This is a genomic window from Secundilactobacillus kimchicus JCM 15530 (assembly GCF_001433995.1).
Classification (GTDB): Bacteria; Bacillota; Bacilli; order Lactobacillales; family Lactobacillaceae; genus Secundilactobacillus; species Secundilactobacillus kimchicus.
In genome coordinates, this window is the sequence record NZ_AZCX01000001.1 from 200,135 (window position 1) to 214,492 (window position 14,358).

Sequence of the window (14,358 nt, forward strand, 5' to 3'; positions counted from 1 at the left end):
CAAAGTGAAAATTGCAGTTGATGCTATGGGCGGCGATTACGCCCCACAAGAGGTCGTTAAGGGAATCGAACAAGCCCGTGACCGTTATGCTGACGTGACGTTTGACTTATACGGCCAAACGGACAAGGTGCAGCCCCTGATTCAAAATTCAGAGCGAATCACCGTTGTTGACGCTCCTGAGGTCATTGAAATGGGCGATGAACCCGTCCGTGCCCTTCGACGAAAGAAACAGTCCAGTATTGTATTAGCTGCAACAGCGGTAAAAGAGGGCCGCGCAGACGCCTTTTTCTCAGCTGGGAATACTGGCGCTGTCCTGGCGGCTGGTTTGCTAATTATCGGCCGAATTAAGGGGATCGAACGTCCCGGATTAACCACTACTTTGCCGGTGGTGGTGCCTGGGGACCAAGACCAATTCTTAATGTTGGACGTTGGTGCAAATGCGGACACGAAGCCGTTTAATTTGTATCAGTACGCAGTTATGGGGAACTACTATGCGCAAAATGTGATGGGTCTTCAAAATCCGCGAATTGGACTGCTAAACAACGGGACTGAGGATGATAAGGGAGACATGGTTCATCGCGCCGCCCACGATGCGCTAGCCCAAGCCTCAGATTTAAACTTCATTGGCAACGTCGAATCCCGTGAGCTCCTTAATGGGGTGGCTGACGTCGTCATTACGGATGGTTTCACTGGTAACGCGGTTTTGAAAAATACCGAGGGCACGGCACTTTCAATGCTTAAACTGCTGAAGGATAGTATTATGACGGGCGGCTTATCCAACAAGATGGGCGCTTTAATGCTTAAAGGCGCCTTTAAAACCGTTCAAAATAAAATGGACTACTCAAAATACGGTGGCGCTGTATTACTGGGTGTTAAGGCGCCGGTTGTTAAGACGCATGGATCATCTAAAGCGGTTACGATTGCTAATACCATTGGTCAAATTAAAACGATGATAGACCAGCAAGTTGTGCCACACGTGGTCGATTATTTTGATGCCCATGCCGACGAGATGGCACAAGCTAAAGAATCAATGAGTCAGAAGTAATCACTGAAAAATGCTGTGTTTGCATGGTGATTGTGATAAACTTAGGTCTGAATTATGTTTGAGTGAGGGATAAGAATGTCAAAAGATGAAGTGTTTAACCAAATTGCCGACATCATTGCCGAGCGGTTTGAAATTGATCGTGAAACAATCAAGCCAGAGCTGAACTTTAAGACGGATCTGGACGCAGATTCGATCGATTTCGTGGAGTTTATTTTAGAGCTGGAAGACACGTTTAATGCCGAGATTTCCGATGAAGACGCGGAAAACTTGAACACTGTTGGTGAAGCAGTTGATTACATCATGTCACACAGCAAGTCATAGGACGCTTGGCGGTTACTTGGGTAATCGCCTTTTTGCTAAAATAGTTAAGGAGGATCACTGTTGATAAAGGGACTACCAGAACTGCTAAAAAAGCGGTTTAATATTGTGATTAAGAACCAGGATTTACTTGACGAAGCTTTTACTCAGGCCAGTTACGTCAACGAACATCCGAACCAAAATTTAAAGTTTTACGAACGGATTGAGTTTCTAGGTGATGCCGTTATGCAGCTAGTGGTATCTGAATACATCTATCGGCGCTATCCACGGCTACCACAGGGACGATTGACCCGGTTAAGAGCCGCTATGGTCAATGAAGAAAGCTTTGCCAGTTTTGCCCGAGAGTGCGGTTTCGATCGCTACATTCGGTTGGGCAGGGGTGAGGAAAAAGCACATGCTCGAGAACGCGACTCTCTTTTGTGTGATATTTTTGAATCGTTTATTGGCGCTTTGTACCTTGATCAAGGAGTGGAACCTGTCGTAGCATTTGCTAATCAGATTATTTTTCCAAAACTTGATGAGGGTCGATTCGATGAGTTTTTCGACCACAAAACCGAACTTCAAGAAGTTGCGCAACAAAATGGCCCCGTTACGATTGAATACAAATTAGTCTCGGAAGACGGCCCTGATAATGATCGGGCTTTTAAAGTAGCCGTTCTTATTGATGGCACCCGATTAGGAGTTGGGGAAGGTCATTCCAAAAAACACGCTGAGCAAGTGGCAGCCAAAATGGCTCTAACCGCCTTGAAAGCGCAAAAGTAAATGGATTGGGGAATCGGCGATGAAACTCAAATCGCTAGAAATTAGTGGATTTAAGTCTTTTGCGGACTATACCAAAATTGAATTTGAAGATGGCGTCACGGGAATCGTTGGTCCCAATGGAAGTGGTAAAAGTAATGTCACCGAAGCTATTAAATGGGTGTTAGGTGAACAGTCAGCCAAAAACCTACGGGGAGCAAAAATGCCCGACGTCATTTTTGCCGGGACGTCGAAACGGCGGCCTCTAAACCGAGCAATGGTCACGATGATCCTCGACAATAGTGACCACTATGTCGAGTCAGATTATACCGAGGTCAGTGTCACCCGCAAGCTTTTTCGAAATGGTGACAGTCGTTACGAACTAAATGGTCAAGAATGTCGACTAAAAGACATCACTGATCTTTTTAGTGACTCAGGAATTGGCGGCAATGCCTTCTCCATGATTTCTCAGGGCCGGGTTGAGGCTATTTTTAACAGTAAGCCTGAAGATCGTCGGTTTATTATTGAAGAGGTTACGGGTGTTTCTAAGTACAAAAGTGACAAGGAAAAAGCAAAGCGGGAACTGGAACAAACGGCGGGCTATCTGAATCGGGTCAACGACTTAGTTGTGGAACTTGAGGCCCAACTGGAACCATTAGCCCAGGAGAGTAGTCTTGCAACAGATTACGTGGCCCAAAAGCGGGACTTTGATCAATTAGATCAAACCCGCCTTGTCCTGCAGATTCAGGACCAGAAAAAAGCGCTGAAGACTGGTCAGGAAACGTTAGCCGCAAAACAAGCCCAGATTGATCGTTCCAAGGCTGCATTGGCAGATCACCATCAGGCCCTGACCGAGTTAAAAGAACGACAAGCGAACCTCCAGACCCAAAAAGATGAGTTGCAAAATCAATTGCTCGACCTAACAAAGCGGCATCAAGAATTAGTGGGTCAGCAAGCACTGACGCAAGAACGGCAAAATCACCGCCAAGAAACAATTGCCAATTTGACTGACCGTGTTAAGACGGTGTCCGACCAGCGGGATGGGTTAACTAAACAATTGGCACAGTGTCAAGCAACTCTTAAGAAGGAACAGCAGGCACTAACGGCGGCCAAAGAGCGGGTCAAACAACTGGCACAGCAACTTGCAGCTTTAGATACAACGGCCGTGTCAAAAGAAATTGACCACTTGCAAGACGATTACATTAAGGCGATGCAAGATCTTACCAGCGTCCATAATCAGAAAGCTTATTTGCAAAAAAACCAGCATCGTGCGGACTCTGAGTCCGACCGAGCCAACGAACAGTTACAGGCTTTAAAACAAGAATTGGCCACGCAAACGGCCAAGTTACAAGAGTGTCAACAACTCGTGGATCAAGCCCAAACAGCGCTGGAAACCGCTAAAATGCGTCAGACCGCGGCCCAGACAAATCGACAGCTGCGGCAACAAAAGGCCAATCAATTGAATCAACAGTGGCTTAAAGCCCTCGAAGTGAGTCAGCGAGCAAAGGCCCGGGCCAAAAGTCTCGAAGAAGTTGCTGAAAACTACGCTGGTTTTTATCAGGGCACTCGGGCCGTTTTGAAGGCGCGTAATCAGCTCAATGGTATCATTGGGCCGGTTGCTGAACTATTGCAAGTTGATAGTCGCTACACCAAAGCCGTTGAAGCGGCCATTGGAAGTCAGCAGCAAAACGTGGTAGTGGAAACCGAAAACGCCGGGAAAGCCGCGATTCAGTATCTGAACCAAAATCGGCTGGGTCGCAGTACCTTTCTACCTTTGACGACCATCCGGGCTAAGTCAGTGGATCGGCAAACGCAAAACTTAGTCAGTCAGCTGCCTGGATTCTTAGGCGTGGGGTCGACGTTAGTGACCATAGCTGGAGATGCGCGGATGCGGATTTTAGGCGACTATTTATTAGGTAACGTCTTATTTATTGATACTTTGGACCACGCGGTTGCAATTGGAAAGCAGCTTCGGCAACGATATCGAATGATTACCCTCGATGGGGATATTATTTCGGCCACTGGAGCGATGACCGGAGGACGTAGTAAACGTGATAGTGCGGGGCTTTTGACCCAGCAGCAGGAGCTTTCGACACTGAAGACGTCGATTAAGCAGATGGATGACCAGTTAACCGAAAAAAAGCGGGCCCTGGATCAACTTCGGCAAGATGATGATCAAGCAGCGCTTGATAGGCTTAATCAAGCGCTGACGACAGCGTCGACGACGTACCAAAAAAGGTTAAATCAAAGCGAGCTCATTGAACAAACGATCAACACGCTTAAACGCCAGATTAAGGCTCAAACCACCCAACAGGCACTTCAAGGCGATGAAGAAGATTTTCAACAAGCGCTTGCCGATAACGAACGTGCTGAGGGCGAGCTAAATGCACAGGTAGCGCAGATGACGGCGGCGATGACGGCGGCCAAGGCACAATTAACTGAGAATCAAACTAAGAGTGGGTCTGTGAGTGTTGCCCTTCAGACCGAAAAGGAAACGGTCGCGGCAAAACGGGTCTCGGTTGGTCAACTTCAACGGGATGTCACTGAGGCTCAGACCCAAATTCAGGTCGCTGATGACCAACTCAGCGACTTTAAAAATCAGTTACAGGACCTGACCGCCACAACGACCAATACTTCGGCATCTGCAACGAGTTCTAAACAACAACTGGCCGTTTTAGCTGATAAGCAACATGAGGTTGAAAGTGCGATCCAGCAAAACCAGGCGGCTTTGGCTGACCAGGCGGCAAAAATTAGCGAGTTAGAGCGAACTGTCCAGTTAGCAACTGAGACTTACAATATCGAACAAAATGAAAAGCAACAGGCTGAATTCGCCCAATCACGATTAACAACAAAACTTGATCAATCACTTACGACGTTGAGTGAGCAATACCATGTCAGCTTGGAACTGGCTGTTCAGCAAGCCGTTGACTTACCATTAGCAACAATTCAACAACGGTTAAAATTGTTGAGACGGGGATTGGAAGACATTGGCGATGTCAATGTCGGGTCAATTGAAACTTATAAGCAGGTTAAAGAACGATATGACTTCTTGACCCAGCAGCAAGCAGATTTAAATGAGGCCAAGCAAAAATTATTGACGACGATGGCGGAAATGGATCAAGAAGTCATCACCCGATTCGAAAAAGCCTTTAATTTAGTGAATGCCCAATTTCAAAAAACGTTTAAACAGATGTTTGGTGGTGGTCGGGGTCGGCTCGAATTAACGGATCCTGAACACCTCCTAACAAGTGGGATTGAAATTATGGCCGAACCACCTGGAAAACGGCTCCAGAGCATGCGGTTATTATCCGGGGGTGAGCGGGCCTTAACGGCCATTACCTTGCTATTTGCTATCATTCAGGTGCAGCCTGTGCCATACTGCGTATTAGACGAAGCAGAAGCAGCGCTAGACCCCGCCAATACCGCGCGGTTTGCGAGCTATCTGAACCGGTTCCAGGATGATACGCAATTCATTGTGATTACCCATCGAAAAGAAACCATGGTTCAAACTGACCGACTGTATGGGATTACAATGCAAGAGTCTGGAATTTCAAAACTCGTAGCTGTTGATTTAACTAAAACAGCAGAGATTAATTAAGTGAGGAAGTGTCAACGTGGGACTCTTTGATTTTTTTAAGCGAAAACCAGAAGAAACACCAAAAAGCCAAGAACCAGAGTCACAATCATCGTCTCAGGAAGCAGAAAAAGTCGCTTCAGCAGCTGAACAACCAGCATCCAGTGCTGCTTCAGCAGCTGATTTAAACGATTCCAATCAAGCCCAAGATTCATCGCCGGCAAGTCCCGAGAAACGTCAGCCAAAGCAAGAAACAGTATCAGATTCTGAGGTGGCGGTCCCTTTGACATCGAACGCGAGTCAAGTCAGTGGACCTGCACAGACAGTACCGACCGACCATTCTGAAGCAACTGACGTAAGCAACGCAGCGGCGGATTCTGAAGGTCCTAATCAGCCAGATGAATCAAATGCTTCTCAAACGGCCACTGATCAAAGCGACCCTTCGGCGACTACAGCAGTTTCTGAGCAATCGACAGTGGCCCCTGGTGATACTGCTGAGGCCTCCGATTTAAAAACCGCTGCAACAACGACAACTGACGCCATCCAAGAGACGAGTCAGCCAGAGACGGAAGAGAACCGTTATGATAAAGGACTGACCAAAACTCGGCTGTCATTTGGCGAACGTTTGAACCGCCTGCTGGCTAACTTCCGATCGGTTGATGAATCATTTTTTGATGATTTGGAAGAAACTTTGATTGGCGCTGATGTGGGCTATGAAACAGCGATGACTATTACCGACGAGCTCCGTGACGAGGTCAAGTTGCAAAATGCTAAAAAACCACGAGACGTTCAAAATGTTGTGGTTCAAAAGCTAATTGACCTATACAATCAGGCTGGTCAAGGTGAGAGTAATACCTTAGCCATGGCCGATCAAGGGCCCACGGTCGTTTTATTTGTTGGGGTCAATGGCGTAGGTAAAACGACGACAATTGGCAAAATGGCTAACATGTTCAAGCAGCAGGGAAAAAAGGTGTTACTGGCTGCCGCTGATACCTTCCGGGCCGGCGCCATTGAGCAGCTCAACGAATGGGCAAAACGTGACGGTGTTGACATCGTTAAAAAGCCTGAAAAAAGTGACCCATCCGCGGTTGTTTTTGATGCCGTTAAAAAGGCCAAAGCTGAAAACTACGACATCTTGTTTGTCGACACCGCGGGCCGGCTGCAAAACAAGGCGAACCTCATGAACGAACTAGCAAAAATGAAACGGGTTATTACCCGCGAAATTCCCGCGGCCCCTCATGAAGTGTTGATTGTTTTGGACGCTACAACTGGTCAAAACGCCTTGAACCAAACGAAGTTGTTTAAGGAAACCACAGATGTCTCCGGGATTGTGTTAACGAAGCTAGATGGTACAGCTCGTGGGGGGATCGTTCTTGCGATTCGAAATGAGATGCACTTACCGGTTAAGTACGTCGGGTTGGGTGAAAAAGTGGATGATTTACGACCGTTTGACTCCGATGATTTTGTTCATGGGTTATTTAAAGGGTTGGTTGACTAAAAGCGGGTATCCCCGCTTTTTTGGTTTATTTGACGTCTGAAAAATGGTACTCTAATAGAGTGTATGACGTCGCGACGGAGGAGTGTCTTTTGGAAATAGAGAAAAATTATCGCATCAATTCGCTGTTTGAGTTTTATCAACCACTTTTGACTGCGAAGCAGAATAATTACATGCGACTTTACTACGGTGATGATTATTCACTTGGAGAAATTGCGGACACTTTTTCGGTCAGCCGGCAGGCCGTTTACGACAATATTCGTCGGACTGAAAAGATTCTTGAAAACTATGAAGCTAAGTTACACTTGTATGCCGAGTTTGTGGCACGCAATCAACTCGCTGATGACATTCAGGACTACGTTAATGCACACTATGCAAACGATAAAACACTGATGACGCTGGTGGCCAAGTTGGAATCAGCGGAAGAAGAATGAAAGGGTTATTTAAATGGCATTTGAAGGACTAACAGAGCGACTTCAAAACGCGGTTAAAAAACTGCGTGGTAAGGGTAAAATCAGTGAAAGCGACCTTCGTGATACCATGCGCGAAATTCGGCTTGCTTTGCTTGAAGCCGATGTTAATTTTGACGTGGTGAAGGACTTCGTTAAGGTTGTCAGGGAGCGTGCAATTGGCGCTAACGTGTTAGAAGGCCTTAATCCAGCGCAACAAATCGTCAAGATTGTTAACGAAGAACTGACCCGAATGATGGGGGAAGAAGACGCACCATTATTGAAGTCGCCGAAGATTCCAACCATTATTATGATGGTCGGACTTCAAGGGGCAGGGAAAACGACTACGGTTGGGAAACTGGCCAACAAGTTAAAAACGGATGCCAATGCTCGACCGCTAATGATTGCTGCCGACGTTTACCGACCAGCTGCGATTGATCAATTACAACAGGTCGGAAACCAAATTGACGTCCCCGTCTTTCAGATGGGAACTGACGTTGATCCGGTTGAAATTGTGAAACAGGGGCTAGCCCAAGCAGAAACTAACCACAATGATTACGTCTTCATTGATACTGCCGGCCGATTACAAATTGACGAGCAGTTAATGGATGAATTAGCACGCATCAAAGCCCTCGCAAATCCAACTGAAATTTTACTGGTTGTTGATGCAATGACGGGGCAAAATGCGGTGGCAACGGCTGAAGGTTTTGATAATCAGCTTGATGTTACCGGGGTCGTTTTAACCAAGTTAGACGGTGACACTCGTGGTGGTGCGGCGCTTTCAATTCGTGCCGTAACGGGAAAGCCGATTAAGTTTGTTGGTGAAGGCGAAAAGATGACCGACATGGACATCTTCCATCCTGATCGAATGGCCTCTCGAATTCTTGGAATGGGCGATATGTTATCGCTGATTGAACGGACTCAAAAAGAGTATGATGAGAAACAAGCGGCTGAACTGAATGAAAAAATTCGGGAAAATTCGTTTGATTTCAATGATTTCCTAGACCAGATGGAACAAATTCAAAAAATGGGGCCGATGGATCAGCTGATGAAGATGATTCCAGGGATGGCTAATAACCCAGCGCTGGCGAATGCTAACATGGACCCTAAGGACATGGAACACGTTAAGGCCGTTATTTACTCAATGACAGCTAAAGAACGTGAAGATCCTGATTTGTTGAATCCGTCCAGACGACGGCGAATCGCAGCCGGATCTGGTCGACCAATTCAAGAGGTTAATCGGATGATCAAGCAGTTTAACCAAATGAAAAAAATGATGAATCAAGTTTCCAAAGGCAACATGTCAGGAATTGAGAATCTCATGGGAAACGCCGGTATGGGCGGCGGCCTAGGTGGTAAAATGGGCCAGATGGCCATGAAGCGAATGTCACGTCAAATGAAGAAAAATAAGAAACGTCGTAGCAACCTTAAGCGACGTAAAAAGTAGTGCGTGACCCGGCTGTTTTAACCAAACGGCTGGGTTATTTTGCATCAGTTAACCGCAAGAAAAAGGAGGCGGGAACGTGCTCGGATTTAAAGCATTATTATCAGCTATTCCGGTTGTTATTAAGGCTGGTAACGTTCCAACCATTGTCGGTGAAGCTGGAATCGGCAAGTCGGCCTTGGTGGCCGCTGTTGCCCAGCAAATGAAGGCTAAGCAGTTTACCACAGTGGTGAGTTTGCTCGAAAAGGGCGATATTGCAATTCCAGTCCCCCCGCTGGATCAAACGGGTTATGTTAAAACGACTCAGTATGGCACCTTGGCAGATATTCGATTTGGCTACTTCCACACCTTGATTAACATTATTGAAACCGCCGAGCAACATCCGGGGCAGCCAATTATCTGGTTTCTTGATGAGTTTAACCGTGGCAGCCAGGCCGTTCAAAGCGAGTTAATGAACCTGGTCTTACAGCGCTCAGTTAACGGCCTTCAGCTCCCTAAAGAGGTTAAGCTGGTCTTAGCAGAAAATCCCGATGCGACCATGGCTGGATTTTCACAAACCGCCTACGGTGTGACGACTGGCGATCCTGCCATCAACGATCGCACTGTTCGCCTGGTCATGCGAGCTGATACAGAGGATTGGTTGAGTTGGGCTAAATCTCAGGTTGCGGGCCGCCCCCGTGTCATTGAACCGGTCACGCGGTTTATCGAAGAAAATCCGGAGCTCCTTGCACCAAGTCAACATGATGATGATTTATACCCAACTCCGCGGGCCTGGGCCCGGGTGGCCGCCAATTTGAAGAGCTTAGCAACATTGCCCATTTCACAACAACTCGCTGTTCGGTATGAGTTGCTCCGCGGCGACCTCGGTGAGACGGTCGCCTCGATTTTTGACCTGTTTCTCCAGCGAACTCAAGCTGGGTTAACGGCCGAAGAAATCTATCAAGCAGATAGTGACTGGCCCGCGGTTGTGACTCGGTTTCAACAGTTCACAACTGATCAGCAACAAACAATCTTGCTGACTTGTTTAAAGCAGGAGCAAGCGTATCCGCTGACTGTTGATCAAAATGCCCACCGGTATTTGACGTTGCTCAATCAATTACCGGCCGATGGTCAGTACGCCGTGGCTTTGGCAATGGCGGACAGACCGGACCTGTTGGAACGGTTAGCCAACGCTCAGGGCCCTGGCGCCAACGAGTTATACACGCACCTCGTTGCAATCGGGGTGGCTAGTCTAGGGTAAACATGGAGATGGTGAAATGACATTAGATGATGCCCAATTAGCTCGCCTGTTACAAGCCGTGGCACAAAGTGATACTGATATTAGTCGAAAGGCCCTTTGTCAGCGGATTTTGCAAGGGTTGACGATGAAATTGTTGGGAACTCAACGGTTTTACGGCGAATTACTGACCCGGCTCCCCCGGCAATTTGACCCGTCACTTCCTGCAATGGTTGGACTGGGCTACAGCCCAACGCAAGGACCTCAGTTACTATTCAATCCAGCATTTTTTAAAGCGACTAACGGTTCTCTTGAGACGCTAACGGCGGCTTTAGAGCATACGTTGTTACATTTGGTCTTTAATCATCCTAGCCGTTACGCGGCAGAATGGCAGACTATACCAGTCATTTACGGCACAGATGTGGTGGTAAATGACAACTTAACCAACTTGCCAGACGGCGCCGTGACGCGCCAACTGCTTGCTTTTAAATACAATGTGCAGCTACCATCCAATGCCGATTCTAATGAACTTATTACGCTGTTAAAACGACAGTTGCCCGTATCATCAACGCCAAAGGGTGCCCATGCGAATGGTCAAGTCGACCAATCGAATCGCGTTGACGCGCATACCCACTGGGCCTCATTTGGCAGTCATCATGCGGCAAATGCTGTCAAGTCGCTGTTGTTGAGAGCCTGGCAAGAAACGCCGGATCACCAACGAGGATTATTGCCAGGCCGGGCTCGTCACGCCCTAGAGACGTTATTTCAGCCCGTTACGTGGGATTGGCGGCAGTTAGTAGTAGATGGGTTAGGGCGGCCAACAAATCTACGAGAATCTGCCTATAATCGGTTTAATCGTCGCCAGCCTCGGCGCCTTGAGTTACCCGGAAACCGGGTTAAATCTCAACGCCAGCTCATCATCTGTATTGATGAGTCTGGCTCAATGACAAATCAAGAAGTGGCAGAAAATCTGGGTCAGTTGCGGCGGCTTCTACCGCGCCTTGACCAACCAGTACTGTTAGTACCGTTTGATGCGGTGGTCCACACGGAAGCGATTGTTTCCCTATCAGCAGCCCAACAGGTTCCAAAGTTTCGATTTGGTGGTGGGGGGACGGCCTTTCAAGCCATTTTTGATTGGTTGCAGGAAAGTGGCTACCGCGATGGTAACGCCACTGTGCTCATCATGACGGATGGGCACGGTGAAGTGGCAGTTGACCAACATCAAATGACCACCGTCGTTTGGGGGTTAACAACCAAAATTGGGGAGTTATCGGTCTGCCAACCTAAGGGTCGGACCGTTGCTCTGAATCGGGGTGAGTAGGACGTTAAAACCAGAAATTTTGAGGGGTCTTATTCAACATGATCCGCGGGTATTACGGGCCGTTGCAGTGGTTTACAATCGGTGGGATGAAATGGCTGCCCAAAATCCACTGACTAACGATCAAATTCAGTTGGCCGATATCGAACTCGCTAAAACGTTAGTCCCGTATTTAAAGGCGTCGCAACTTCCAGATTTTACGGACTACGCTGCTGTTGCGGCTTATATCAAGAGCCATGATAGCCAGCTCTCTCCTGGGACGATTGCGAAGTTAAAACAGCTATTTCAATGAATTTCAAGGTGTAAAGAAAAAAACCTTTACAACCCCTATAATTACTGGTATATTATTTATCGTTGAAAGAAATCTAGGAGGTGTCATAATGTCAGTTAAGATTCGTTTGAAGCGTATGGGTTCAAAGAAGCGCCCATTCTACCGAATCGTGGTTGCCGACTCACGGAGTCCTCGTGATGGCCGGTTTATCGAAAAGGTTGGGACTTACAACCCATTGATCGAACCTGCCGAAGTTACGTTGGATGAAGAATCAATCTTGAACTGGTTGAGCAATGGTGCCCAACCTTCAGATACGGTTCGTAACATTCTCTCTAACGCCGGGATCATGCAAAAGCACCACGAAGCTAAATTTGCAAAGAAATAAGTGATCAGAAATGACCGACTTTACTCAACTAATTAAAACAATTGTGGCACCGCTTGTGGATCATCCTGAAGCTATCCGAGTGACGCAAACCGAAAATGATCGGTTTTACGAATATCATTTGACAGTGGATGCGGACGATATTGGGCGGGTCATCGGTAAGCGGGGACATGTTGCCTCCGCAATCCGAACAATTGTGTACAGCGTTCGGGTCAGTGGCCCCAAGCGCGTGCGACTCGTGATTAATGATGAGTCAAAGGCTCCCGAATAAGCGGGGGTCTTTTTTTTATAAAAGGAGGAATAGGTGTGTACTATAACGTTGGTAAAATCGTTAACACCCACGGTATTCGCGGTGAACTGCGGATCGTCTCGACGACTGACTTTCCTGAGGAACGGTTCAAAAAAGGAAGCCAGTTAGCCGTTTTTAAAACCGAATCAGATTCGTCGCCTCTTCAGTCTGTCACGGTGGCCAGCGCGCGGCAACATAAGGGCTTTACATTGTTAACATTTGAAGGCTATGACGATATTAACGCTGTTTTGCCATTTAAAGGAACCGTTTTAAAGGTTGATGAGGCTCAGCTGACGGACAATGACCTGAGCGATGGTGAATATTACTATCATCAGATCATCGGCCTGACCGTTGTTGATCAGGCAGGTAATAAAATTGGGACAGTTAAAGAAATAATGGCACCCGGTGCTAATGATGTCTGGGTCGTTAGTCGGCCGGGACAATCTGAATTATTACTCCCCGTCATTAAGCAGGTTGTGAAAAAAGTAGATCTTGAAAATCAGCAGGTTGTTGTTGAACTGATGGAGGGGTTAGACTAATGCGAATCGATGTATTGAGTCTGTTTCCCGACATGTTTTCCGGACCACTGCACGATTCAATCGTTGGAAAGGCCCTCGATCGCGATCAACTTCAAATCGAAGTGACTGATTTCCGTCAATACTCAACCAATAAACATGGTAATGTTGACGATTATCCGTTTGGTGGCGGGGCAGGGATGTTGCTCCAAGCGCAACCAATTTTTGATGCCTTTGAGGCCACACAACGCCAAGCACAGGAGCAGGGAATTGAATCTGGGCGGGTGATCTTAATGGATCCAGCGGGTCGGCAATTTGATCAGTCAGTAGCAGAAAACTTTGCCCATGAGCGCCACCTAACGTTTATTTGTGGCCACTACGAAGGTTATGACGAACGGATTCGCTCACTGGTTACGGACGAAATCTCCATGGGCGATTACGTTTTAACTGGTGGGGAGCTGCCAGCCATGGTCATGATCGATGCGGTAACGCGCCTTTTACCCGGGGTTTTAGGCAACGCTGCGTCTGCACCGGGCGATTCCTTTTCGAACGGTTTGCTGGAGTACCCACAATACACGCGACCAGCAGAGTATCGCGGGATGGCTGTTCCGGATGTGTTGCTGAGTGGCAACCACCAAAAGATTGCTGATTGGCGAGAACGGGAGTCACTGAAGCGAACGTTCCAGCGGCGCCCAGATTTGCTAGAAACCGCCGCCCTGACAACGGCTCAAAAACGATTATTGAACGATATTAAGCTAGAACTTGAAGAACAAGAAAATAACGCTTGAAGCCATTTTTGAGGTATGGTAAACTATTGTTTGGCTGTAATTCAGTCACATTAACAACATTCCGCTGTCAGGATTGAGAATGAGTGTTGGCGAAGGGATAGATTTTTATGCGTCAGAACCAATTAATTGAAAAGATCAACCAAGATCAATTACGGACAGACATTCCTGAATTCCGTGCCGGTGATACGGTCCGAGTTCACGCCAAGGTTGTCGAAGGAACTCGCGAACGGATCCAATTATTCGAAGGCGTTGTGATTAAGCGCCGCGGTACTGGAATCCAAGCAATGTACACCGTTCGTAAGATTACTAATGGTGTTGGGGTTGAACGGACTTTCCCAGTTCACTCACCACGGGTTGCTCAAGTTGAGGTTATCCGCTACGGTCGTGTCCGTCGCGCTAAGCTTTACTACCTTCGTGCATTGCACGGTAAGGCAGCTCGTATTCCGGAAGCTCGTCGTGCCCGGAAGTAAGCGTCAATTAAAAAAGACAGGCACTGTGGTCATGCCACGGTCCTGT

General features: G+C 47.5%; 15 protein-coding genes. All 15 read left to right on the forward strand.

What is annotated here, in order from left to right; translation table 11 throughout:
• The first annotated feature begins 4 nt into the window (after positions 1-4).
• The 15 genes from plsX (at position 5) to rplS (ending at position 14,312) form a co-directional block, all read left to right on the forward strand.
• Entirely contained in the window at positions 5-1,045 is a 1,041-nt protein-coding gene (gene plsX / locus FC96_RS01070; RefSeq protein WP_054660506.1) for a phosphate acyltransferase PlsX, read from the forward strand.
• A 75-nt stretch (positions 1,046-1,120) separates the two neighbouring features.
• Positions 1,121-1,366 carry an acyl carrier protein gene (acpP, locus tag FC96_RS01075; protein WP_054660508.1) on the forward strand — a complete coding sequence of 82 codons (246 nt, stop codon included), beginning with the start codon at positions 1,121-1,123 and terminating at the stop codon, positions 1,364-1,366.
• Positions 1,367-1,426: 60 nt separating this feature from the next.
• Positions 1,427-2,125 carry a ribonuclease III gene (gene rnc / locus FC96_RS01080; RefSeq protein ID WP_056941682.1) on the forward strand — a complete coding sequence of 233 codons (699 nt, stop codon included), beginning with the start codon at positions 1,427-1,429 and terminating at the stop codon, positions 2,123-2,125.
• A gap of 19 nt (positions 2,126-2,144) precedes the next feature.
• On the forward strand, positions 2,145-5,699 hold the full coding sequence (smc, locus tag FC96_RS01085; protein ID WP_056941683.1) for a chromosome segregation protein SMC: 3,555 nt from the start codon (positions 2,145-2,147) through the stop codon (positions 5,697-5,699).
• Between the two features lie 16 nt (positions 5,700-5,715).
• Entirely contained in the window at positions 5,716-7,173 is a 1,458-nt protein-coding gene (gene ftsY, locus FC96_RS01090; protein ID WP_056941684.1) for a signal recognition particle-docking protein FtsY, read from the forward strand.
• Between the two features lie 89 nt (positions 7,174-7,262).
• A complete protein-coding gene (locus tag FC96_RS01095) occupies positions 7,263-7,604 on the forward strand; it encodes a putative DNA-binding protein (RefSeq protein ID WP_056941685.1) in 342 nt (113 codons plus the stop codon).
• Between the two features lie 13 nt (positions 7,605-7,617).
• On the forward strand, positions 7,618-9,066 hold the full coding sequence (gene ffh / locus FC96_RS01100; RefSeq protein ID WP_056941686.1) for a signal recognition particle protein: 1,449 nt from the start codon (positions 7,618-7,620) through the stop codon (positions 9,064-9,066).
• A gap of 76 nt (positions 9,067-9,142) precedes the next feature.
• A complete protein-coding gene (locus FC96_RS01105) occupies positions 9,143-10,303 on the forward strand; it encodes an ATP-binding protein (RefSeq protein ID WP_056941687.1) in 1,161 nt (386 codons plus the stop codon).
• A 16-nt stretch (positions 10,304-10,319) separates the two neighbouring features.
• Positions 10,320-11,600 (forward strand): vWA domain-containing protein, encoded by a 1,281-nt coding sequence (locus FC96_RS01110; protein WP_056941688.1) that lies wholly within the window; start codon positions 10,320-10,322, stop codon positions 11,598-11,600.
• A gap of 91 nt (positions 11,601-11,691) precedes the next feature.
• Entirely contained in the window at positions 11,692-11,889 is a 198-nt protein-coding gene (locus tag FC96_RS01115; protein ID WP_056941689.1) for a hypothetical protein, read from the forward strand.
• 88 nt (positions 11,890-11,977) lie between these two features.
• Positions 11,978-12,253, forward strand: a complete 276-nt coding sequence (rpsP, locus tag FC96_RS01120) for a 30S ribosomal protein S16 (RefSeq protein WP_054660519.1) — start codon at positions 11,978-11,980, stop codon at positions 12,251-12,253.
• A 10-nt stretch (positions 12,254-12,263) separates the two neighbouring features.
• Positions 12,264-12,521 (forward strand): KH domain-containing protein, encoded by a 258-nt coding sequence (locus tag FC96_RS01125; protein ID WP_054660521.1) that lies wholly within the window; start codon positions 12,264-12,266, stop codon positions 12,519-12,521.
• Positions 12,522-12,550: 29 nt separating this feature from the next.
• On the forward strand, positions 12,551-13,078 hold the full coding sequence (rimM, locus tag FC96_RS01130) for a ribosome maturation factor RimM (protein ID WP_156403125.1): 528 nt from the start codon (positions 12,551-12,553) through the stop codon (positions 13,076-13,078).
• Positions 13,078-13,842, forward strand: a complete 765-nt coding sequence (trmD, locus tag FC96_RS01135; protein ID WP_056941691.1) for a tRNA (guanosine(37)-N1)-methyltransferase TrmD — start codon at positions 13,078-13,080, stop codon at positions 13,840-13,842. The genes rimM and trmD overlap by 1 nt, the downstream gene beginning before the upstream one ends.
• Before the next feature lie 107 nt (positions 13,843-13,949).
• Positions 13,950-14,312, forward strand: coding sequence for a 50S ribosomal protein L19 (gene rplS, locus FC96_RS01140; protein ID WP_054660523.1), 363 nt, complete (start codon positions 13,950-13,952; stop codon positions 14,310-14,312).
• Positions 14,313-14,358 lie beyond the last annotated feature (46 nt).

Excerpts from the sequence above, each read along its gene's own strand:
- acpP (WP_054660508.1), top strand. The coding sequence starts at position 1,121 with ATGTCAAAAGATGAAGTGTTTAACCAAATTGCCGACATCATTGCCGAG.
- smc (WP_056941683.1), top strand. The coding sequence starts at position 2,145 with ATGAAACTCAAATCGCTAGAAATTAGTGGATTTAAGTCTTTTGCGGAC.
- ffh (WP_056941686.1), top strand. The coding sequence starts at position 7,618 with ATGGCATTTGAAGGACTAACAGAGCGACTTCAAAACGCGGTTAAAAAA.
- FC96_RS01110 (WP_056941688.1), top strand. The coding sequence starts at position 10,320 with ATGACATTAGATGATGCCCAATTAGCTCGCCTGTTACAAGCCGTGGCA.
- FC96_RS01115 (WP_056941689.1), top strand. The coding sequence starts at position 11,692 with ATGGCTGCCCAAAATCCACTGACTAACGATCAAATTCAGTTGGCCGAT.
- rpsP (WP_054660519.1), top strand. The coding sequence starts at position 11,978 with ATGTCAGTTAAGATTCGTTTGAAGCGTATGGGTTCAAAGAAGCGCCCA.
- FC96_RS01125 (WP_054660521.1), top strand. The coding sequence starts at position 12,264 with ATGACCGACTTTACTCAACTAATTAAAACAATTGTGGCACCGCTTGTG.
- trmD (WP_056941691.1), top strand. The coding sequence starts at position 13,078 with ATGCGAATCGATGTATTGAGTCTGTTTCCCGACATGTTTTCCGGACCA.
- rplS (WP_054660523.1), top strand. The coding sequence starts at position 13,950 with ATGCGTCAGAACCAATTAATTGAAAAGATCAACCAAGATCAATTACGG.